The sequence below is a fragment of the Tepidibacter mesophilus genome (assembly GCF_002724055.1).
Classification (GTDB): Bacteria; Bacillota; Clostridia; order Peptostreptococcales; family Peptostreptococcaceae; genus Tepidibacter_A; species Tepidibacter_A mesophilus.
On the sequence record NZ_BDQY01000063.1, the window covers coordinates 1 to 1,094 of the forward strand.

Below are 1,094 nucleotides of genomic sequence, written 5' to 3' on the forward strand. Positions count from 1 at the left end.
ATTTACATAATCAAATAATTCATATTCTAGTTGTTCGAAATTTTCAAATATTTTATTGAAAGCAAATTCAGTTTTTATAACCTTAAATGTAGCTTCTGCTACGGCATTATCATAAGGGCATCCTTTTTTACTTAGGGAACGCCTTATTTTAAAAGTTGTCAACAACTCATCTATAGCTTTATTCTTAAATTCGTTTCCCCTATCAGTATGGAATATTGCAATCGCATCAATAGGTATTTTAATCTTGGAAAAGGCTTTACATACAAGTTTTGCATCCTTGTTCTTGCCAGCAGCATATCCAATGATTTCACGGTTATATAAGTCTAATAATATACATATATAGTTCCACTTCCCTTTAACATTTACATAGGTCAAATCGCTTACCACAACCTCTAGGCACTCTTGTGTATTAAATTCTCTATCAACAATATTCTCAATTTTTTCTTCATTACATTTGGGTGAATACACTTTATATTGCTTAACTGTATAACTAGAGACTAGCCCATATTTTTGCATGATACGTCCAATCCTTCTTCTAGACACTTTATATCCCTTTTTATTCAATTCTTTTTTTATTTTTCTTGTACCATAGTTATTTCTACTTTTCTTAAAAATAGTTATAATGTCATTGTCTAATTTACTATCACATGATTTTTCCACAGGGCTATAATAAACAAGACTTCTAGATATATTTAATAGCTCACACATGGCGCTAATACTGTATTTAACTACATTTGCTTTAATAATAGCTATTTTCGTCCCATTATCAGCGCCGCTTGCTTTAAAATATCATTTTCCATCTCTAGGAGCTTAATCTGTTTTCTAAGTTTTATAAGTTCATTTTCTTCATCACTTCTATTATCCTTAGCTTTAAAAGATTTTGTATTATTATAATCAGAAACCCATTTATTTACCGTTGATCTAGCTATATTATATTCTTTAGCTATTTCCTTAACTGATTTACCGTTGTTAGCTAAGTTTACTATTTGTTGCTTAAATTCATCTGTATATCTTTTATGTTTATTAGACATGATATCTCCTCCGATTTTATTTAATTAATATTATCATGTCCGAGTATTTATTGTCTAATTAAG

Annotated in this window: 1 protein-coding gene; it reads right to left on the minus strand. The window is 28.9% G+C overall.

Translation table 11 applies throughout. From position 1 onward, the window contains the following. A protein-coding gene (locus tag Tmeso_RS15770; protein WP_242967966.1) for an IS3 family transposase occupies positions 1-1,031 on the minus strand; the annotation gives its coding sequence in 2 pieces (ribosomal slippage) (positions 1-785 and positions 785-1,031; 1,032 coding nt annotated over the 2 pieces). This gene is flagged as partial in the annotation. Between the last annotated feature and the right edge of the window lie 63 nt (positions 1,032-1,094).